Raw genomic sequence first — 6,518 nt, forward strand, 5'->3', positions numbered from 1 at the left:
ACTACACGGTCGTCGTGTTGCCGGCAAATGCATCACCCGACATGTTCTATGTCAACAACATGCTCGACCGCCTGAAATCGACTGAGCCCAAACTGCTCAACAAACTATTTTCATGAATGCGGGTGGAGCGCATGCTTAACTAGCCAAACTTCCCTCTTTCCAAAGGTGGCTGTTGGGTTATCGTTTGTGTCACATCACTGCCCCACATCCCTGCCCACTAGATTGACCTAACTCTATTTATTCAATAACTTGGATATCCGACTGATGCTGCTGTTGCCTTCCTGTAGGGCGCGCCATTGATCCCAAGCCTGGGTTGTGCGTTGCAAAAAATTGCTTCTTCACGCTGGCCGGGGGATGCTGCTAGGGGGACGGCTCTCTTTCAGATTACAGATTGGATGACAGTGGCTTTTACATCGGTCGAGGTTCTGACGACGCATCAGTGGAACACGGGATTGTTTTCCTTCACCGTGTCGCGACCGCCGTCGTTCCGCTTCGTCAGCGGCCAGTTCGTGATGCTGGGGCTGACGATCAACGGCAAGCCGCTGGTGCGTGCCTATTCGATCGTTTCGCCGGCCTGGGACGAGACACTCGAGTTCCTCAGCATCATCGTGCCCGATGGCCCGCTGACCAGCCATCTCTACAAGATCAAGCCGGGCGACGAGATCCTGCTGGGGGCCAAGCCCACCGGCACGCTCACGCTCGATGCGCTGCTGCCAGGCAAGCGCCTGCACCTGATCGGCACCGGCACCGGCCTTGCGCCCTGGATGTCGATCATCCGCGATCCCGACGCCTATGAGCGCTACGAGCAGATCACGGTGCAGCACACCGTGCGCGACATTCAGGACCTCGCCTATCGTGAAGAACTCGAAGCGCGGATGGAGCATGATCCGCTGGTCGGCGAGATGGCGGTGACGCGGCTCACCTATGACCGGTCGGTGACCAAGTGCCCGACCTGGACCGAGGAAAACCGCCGCATCACCACGCGGATCGAGTGCGGCGACTATCCGCTCAACCCCGAGACCGACCGTGTCATGCTGTGCGGCAGCATGGCGATGATCAAGGAAACCGGCGCATTGCTGGAGAGCCTGGGCTTTGTCGAAGGCGCGCAGTCGAACCCGGGCACCTATGTGCTCGAACGGGCGTTTGTTGGATAACGATCAGCAGCGGATGGCGTCCAGCGCCGTCCGCAGGCTATCGGGCAGCGAGACCGGACGCCGACTGGCGCGGTTCACATAGACATGGGTGAAGTGCCCGGCGGCGGCGGCATCCTGGTCATCGTTGCGGAACAGCCCCACGCCGTAGCGCACCGAACTGGTGCCGATATGGTCGACCCGGATGCCCGCATGGATGGTGTCCGGAAACGCGGCGGGCGCGAAATACGCACAGCCGGTGTCGACCACCAGCCCGATGGTGTCGCCCCCGTGGATATCGAGAGCGCCGGCGCGGATCAGATACTCGTTCACCGCAGTATCGAACCAGAAATAATAGACCGAATTGTTGACGTGGCCGTAGATGTCGTTGTCCGACCAGCGGGTACTGATCGCCGTGAACGCGGCATAATCGGCGCGTACGGGGCGCTCAGGCCTGCTCATGGCGCGACCGTGAAGCTGTTGACCCCTTCGGCAGAGGTGATGTGCACGCTGCGCCCTACGGGATCGCGATCCGGATCAATCAGCGCGGCGATCGCGGACTCCTTGTCGGCATCGGCCGGGCGAGCGACGATCCGGCCTTTCGGGGTGCTGGCGATCACCACCGCACGCGACGGCCTGCCCTTGGTGAAGCCCACGGTGTAGCTTTCGATAATGCCGGTGGTATCTTCCTCGAGCCGCACAGGCGCGGCTTCGGCGTCGATCTCGGCCTGCATCGGGGCATGATCGACAGGTGCCCAGCGCTCCGGTGCGGTGGTGCTGTAGATGCCCACCGCCTCCTTCGACAGAAACCCGCCATTGGCGAGCACCAGGCCAAAGCTGCCGGGATGGGCGCGCAGCGTCTGCGCCATCGTGGCGATGGCGTGCATCGAGTAATTGTTGCCCGCCCCGCCTGCAAACGGCAGCCCGCCGGTCAGGGTGAGCGGCGTTTCTCTACAGTCGACGCCGAGCGCTTCGGCGGCAAGCAGCACCGCGACGGGGAAGCAGCTGTAGATATCGTAATGCGCGATGTCCCCGGGCGTCTTGCTCGCGCTTTCGAGCGCGCCTGCCAGCGCCACCTCGATCGCGCGCGAGCGTGACAGATCGGGGCGCAGGCTAACCGGCTTGTCCATCGCCTCGCCGCTGCCGTGGAGGAATATCCAGCGTTCGCGCGGCACGCCCATCGTCTCGGCCTGGCCAACGCTGGTGAGGATCAAGCCAGCACCCTGGTTCACCGCATCCTGCGCGACGTGCCATTTGAGATAGGGGTCGGCGACGGGATAGTTGCTGTCCGACGGCGTCGCCAGATAGTCCGCGCGCATCGCCTTGGGGAACTGCGCATAGGGGTTGGCGGCGGCGACCGCGCTGAAATCCGCCCAGAGCGCGGACATCTCGGCGACATGCTCGGCGCGGGACCGCCCGAGCCGTGCGCGCAGCGCGTGCTCGAACAGCGGATAGGTCAGGATCGGCGCGCCGACGCCGTTCTTGAGCTCGTGCCGGTCGAGCAGCATCGGGCCCAGCCCGCGATCCTCCATCGTGCCCTCGACGCTCTCGGTCCAGTCGAGCGGAACGCCCTGGCGTGCGGCGGTCTTGGCGGCGGCGATCGCCTCGGAGCCCGACAGCAATACGCAGCGCGCTGCGCCCGCGTGGATCGCGGCGGCAAATTCGTTGACCAGGGATTGCGGAGTCTGGCCGCCGACGATCGAATAGATCGCGCGGGCAGGGGCGACGCCCAGCCGGTTGGCAAGACCCAATGGCGGCTTGTCGCAGCCGCCGGTGCCTTCGGGCACCATGCCGGGTGCGCTGTCGGCGAAATGGCGAACAACCGCGATGACGTCGATCGCCGCGCGCACCGCGTCGGCAGCGCCGGTGTCGGCCAGCGCCGCTTCGCACGCGCGCTGCATCAGGCTTTGCGGGCAGGGGGCTGCGGCGGGATCGCTGCCGTCCCAATGATCGACCACCTGGCCGACACCGATCAGCACCGGGGTGTTGGGGGGGAGGGTCATCGGCTGCTCCTGATCAATGTTGGGCAAATTGCGCTATGCCCTCTCTCCTCCCGCAGGGGGGAGGGGCAGGTCCGGTGAAGCCGGACCGGGGTGGGCTGGGGGCAGGACTGTCGCAGGCTCGGCTGCGCCTCGCGCCCACCCCACCCTGCGGGCACCCCTCCCGCATGCGGGAGGGGAGAATGCACGGCGCATGACCCCGAGGGCACCACCACCCCTCAGAACCGCCCGTTGATCCGGATCGCCATCGCGTCGCCCTGCTGGCGGAAGCCCAGCGCCGACAGCGCCGCACCCGCGCCCCCGGCCAGCCCACCGAGCGTGAAATCGGCGGTGTAGCGGCCCGCGCCGGTGATGCGGATATCCATCTGCTCGAGCCCCGACTGGCCCCGCAACGGGATCAGCAGATCGTCGCCATCGCAGCGCAGCGTGCCGGTGAGCCCGCGCTGGAGCGTGATGCCGAACAGGCTCTGTTCGATGTTGACCCGCACCGCGCCCGACGCTGCGCTGCACCGGCGGCCGACAAAGGCGATGTTCGCCCCATCGAGCGTCACGCTGCGCAGCGGCAGCGGCGCGAACAGATCGGCGGTGGCGATGTCGCCGCTGGCGCCCCGCATCGCGATGCTGTCTCCGCTGCGCGCCAGATCGAACGCCAGCGGCGGCTGGCCCGGAATGTCAGCAGCACGGGTCATCGCCAGCACGGTTTCGCCGCGCAGCAGACCGCCCGCAGACAGGCCCGCGTCCATATCGCCCAGGCTCAGCCGGCCCAGCCGCAGATCGCGGATGGTGCCCGACCAGACGCTCCCCTCGACGCTCCGCGCGCTCACCCCGCGGCTGCCAAGCCCGCTCATGTCGAACACGATCCGCAGCGGCAGCAGCAGCACAAGCGCTATGATCAGCACCAGAACGATCAGCCCTGCGCGCCTCGTGGTGCGGTTCATCCGCCAACCTTCATCAGCCGCGCCGAGACCGAGACGGTGCCGTTGTCCATCCGCCGGATGACCAAAGTTTCGGGCACGACGCCGCGGCGTTCCAGATCGGCGAGCCACGAGAGGAACGCGGTCGAGCGGGCAGATCCGATCGCGATCTCGGCGCGGCTCGACCCTTGTGCGGTGTTCGCGTCGAGCGTGAAACCGCGTTCGGCGGCCTCGCTGGCAAGCAGCAGATTGAGCGCGGCGATCGCTTCGGCAGGGCGCTTGTCGGCGGGCATCGAGAGCGCCTGCGTCTTCGCCTCGATCCGGCCCGCCTGCATTGTTGCCTCGTAGAAGCTGCGCTTGGCATCGGTCGCGATGCCGTACATCGGCCGGTAAATGCCGTAAAATCCAATCAATCCCAGCGCCAGCACAGCGGCGACGCCAACCATGATCTGCTCGCGCCGCGACAGGGCGATGAACCAGTTCTTTGCCGCTTCGGTCATGGCGCCAGCACCGTGATGTCGGCGACCGCCTGGCCGGTGGCATCGCTGCGCTGCGCGGCGGTCACGGTATAGCCGTTGTTCTGCAGCGCGATCAGCACCGCATTGAGGTCTTCCACCCGGGGCGCGGCGATCATCGCGCCGATGATGCCGCCGGGCCGGTAATCGGTCTGGCGGATGGTCACACCCGCCACCGGTTGCATGGCAGACAGCAGGCCCGCAAGTGGCACGGTGGCAATCGCGTTGCCGGCGCCGCGCGCGGCAAGGCGGGTGTCGAGCATCTGTTCGGCCTGGGCCACATCGGTCGCTTCTGGCACCAGCCGTTGCGCGCTTGTCAGCGCGCGGCGTTCGGCAAGATCGGCGCCGAGATAATTCTTGCCGATCTCGACCAGCGGAATTGCGACGCTGACCAGCAGCAGCGCGCCCAGCAGCCAGGCCAGCATCCGCCCCTGGCCGGTGCCCAGCGCGAACAGCGGCGTGCGGCGGGCAAAGTCGCCCTGACGCAGGTTCAGCGGCGGGTCGGCCAGTGCCGCGGTCATCGCGGCATCACGCGCCTCCTGGTCGAGCGGTACAGGCGCGGTCTGCCCGAGCAGCAGCGCGCCCAGCGCCTCGTCGGGCGGCAGCACCAGATCGCCCAGCCTGTCCGCGCCCAGATCGCCGAAGGTCGCGCTGACCGGGGTTTCGCTTGCCGGCAGCAGCAGCCCGACCGGCACGATCACATCGGGGTCGAGCCCGCGCAAGGCCAGTTCGGCAAGATGATCGGCCAGCCGCGCGCGCGCAATCGTGGCGCACAGCACCTGTGTCGGGCTCGAGCCTGCAATGGCGCGGACGGCAACGAACAGATCGCCGCCGATGCTGAGGTCAGCGGCGCGGTAGCGCGCGGCCGCTTCGGCCTGCGCAGCGCTCATGTCGCCCATGTCGAGAATGCGGATCACGGTATCGGCGGCGGGGACCAGCGCCAGCACTGTGCCGCGCTCGGACCCCGGTGCGGTGGCGGGCGGGCTGAAATCCTGGCCGCGCGCCACGATATGGCCTGCCTCGGCGCGCCACCAGTGCAGCGCGGCGTCCGCCGATGCGGGACAGGTGACGATCAGGCCGGAGGTCGCCATGGGTCAGCCCGTCCGGGCGGGGAGCTGCTGAAAGCGGGTCGAAGACAAGATCGCAAAACCCCCGAAAGGCGACAGAATCGATACGACACTGCCCTAGACAATCGGTTGGGCCAAGTCACGGTCCCTTTGCGCCTGTGCTTCGTTTTGCGCATCGATCTCGCTTTGCTCTGCATCAAGCCGCTGCTGCTCTGCCTCGGCAGCCTTTTGTGCGGCAAGCTCGTCGCGGCGGCGCGGGCTGAGGATGGCAAAGGCCGAGACCAACAGGCCGACCGAGATCGCCTCGATGATCATCGACTGCGCGATATTGGCGGTGAGGCCGTCGCTCATCAATCCGATCAGGCGTCCGGTAAAAGCCAAGGCAACCATCGCCGCTGCGCCGAGCAGCCATTGGCGCCTGCCGGGGAACAGCCCTGCAAGTGCGGCAAGCCCGGTGCCGATGAAGAACGCGCCCATGTCGGCGCGGATCGCGCTGGTTCCGGTAACGCCCTGGCGGCCCAGTTCGAACTGGGTGATGATGCTCTGCGGATCGAGCATCGCGCGCACGCCGATGATGAGAAACAGCGCCGAGAATGCGGCGACGAGCAGGCGAATGACCCAGGTCATGATGGTTGATCCTTCAGCGTTGGCCCTTTTGCCCCTGTTATGGGCTCGCGGTAACCGTGTCCAGCATTCCCCCGCAACGATCAGCAGCGTCTTTCGATCCCGTTGGGCGACGCCCGATCCGCCTTTGTGTAGCGCGTCTGCTGTCACTTTTGCTGGTTACTTGGGTCCTGCGAGTTCGATAGCTTGGCACTCTAAAATCACGCGCGATACGCAGCAGGAGAGCGGTTATGGATCTGGGTCTGGCAGGCAAGAAGGTCATCATGAA

7 protein-coding genes are annotated in these 6,518 nt (G+C 66.2%); 1 reads left to right on the forward strand and 6 read right to left on the reverse strand.

Features of this window, described 5'->3' with window-relative positions:
* Positions 1-395: 395 nt before the first annotated feature.
* A complete protein-coding gene (locus tag QUV11_RS16985) occupies positions 396-1,154 on the forward strand; it encodes a ferredoxin--NADP reductase (RefSeq protein WP_300884177.1) in 759 nt (252 codons plus the stop codon).
* 3 nt (positions 1,155-1,157) lie between these two features.
* Here the strand turns inward: QUV11_RS16985 and QUV11_RS16990 are convergent, their stop codons facing one another.
* The 6 genes from QUV11_RS16990 to QUV11_RS17015 form a co-directional block, all read right to left on the reverse strand.
* Positions 1,158-1,592 (reverse strand): thioesterase family protein, encoded by a 435-nt coding sequence (locus QUV11_RS16990; RefSeq protein WP_300884178.1) that lies wholly within the window; start codon positions 1,590-1,592, stop codon positions 1,158-1,160.
* Complete coding sequence (locus tag QUV11_RS16995; RefSeq protein WP_300884180.1) at positions 1,589-3,133, reverse strand: acetyl-CoA acetyltransferase; 1,545 nt, start codon at positions 3,131-3,133, stop codon at positions 1,589-1,591. The genes QUV11_RS16990 and QUV11_RS16995 overlap by 4 nt, the downstream gene beginning before the upstream one ends.
* 215 nt (positions 3,134-3,348) lie before the next feature.
* Positions 3,349-4,068 carry a type II secretion system protein N gene (gene gspN, locus QUV11_RS17000; RefSeq protein ID WP_300884182.1) on the reverse strand — a complete coding sequence of 240 codons (720 nt, stop codon included), beginning with the start codon at positions 4,066-4,068 and terminating at the stop codon, positions 3,349-3,351.
* Complete coding sequence (gene gspM, locus QUV11_RS17005) at positions 4,065-4,544, reverse strand: type II secretion system protein GspM (RefSeq protein ID WP_300884184.1); 480 nt, start codon at positions 4,542-4,544, stop codon at positions 4,065-4,067. Before gspM ends, gspN begins: the two co-directional genes overlap by 4 nt.
* Complete coding sequence (gene gspL, locus QUV11_RS17010; protein WP_300884186.1) at positions 4,541-5,650, reverse strand: type II secretion system protein GspL; 1,110 nt, start codon at positions 5,648-5,650, stop codon at positions 4,541-4,543. Before gspL ends, gspM begins: the two co-directional genes overlap by 4 nt.
* A 93-nt stretch (positions 5,651-5,743) precedes the next feature.
* Positions 5,744-6,253, reverse strand: a complete 510-nt coding sequence (locus tag QUV11_RS17015) for a DUF4345 family protein (protein ID WP_300884187.1) — start codon at positions 6,251-6,253, stop codon at positions 5,744-5,746.
* Positions 6,254-6,518 lie beyond the last annotated feature (265 nt).

This window comes from Blastomonas sp. (genome assembly GCF_030373265.1).
GTDB lineage: Bacteria > Pseudomonadota > Alphaproteobacteria > Sphingomonadales > Sphingomonadaceae > Blastomonas.

What these genes read in the sequence shown, in the direction of transcription:
- gspM (WP_300884184.1), bottom strand. Translation starts at nt 4,544, where the DNA reads ATGACCGAAGCGGCAAAGAACTGGTTCATCGCCCTGTCGCGGCGCGAG.
- gspN (WP_300884182.1), bottom strand. Translation starts at nt 4,068, where the DNA reads ATGAACCGCACCACGAGGCGCGCAGGGCTGATCGTTCTGGTGCTGATC.
- QUV11_RS16995 (WP_300884180.1), bottom strand. Translation starts at nt 3,133, where the DNA reads ATGACCCTCCCCCCCAACACCCCGGTGCTGATCGGTGTCGGCCAGGTG.
- QUV11_RS17015 (WP_300884187.1), bottom strand. Translation starts at nt 6,253, where the DNA reads ATGACCTGGGTCATTCGCCTGCTCGTCGCCGCATTCTCGGCGCTGTTT.
- QUV11_RS16985 (WP_300884177.1), top strand. Translation starts at nt 396, where the DNA reads ATGACAGTGGCTTTTACATCGGTCGAGGTTCTGACGACGCATCAGTGG.
- QUV11_RS16990 (WP_300884178.1), bottom strand. Translation starts at nt 1,592, where the DNA reads ATGAGCAGGCCTGAGCGCCCCGTACGCGCCGATTATGCCGCGTTCACG.
- gspL (WP_300884186.1), bottom strand. Translation starts at nt 5,650, where the DNA reads ATGGCGACCTCCGGCCTGATCGTCACCTGTCCCGCATCGGCGGACGCC.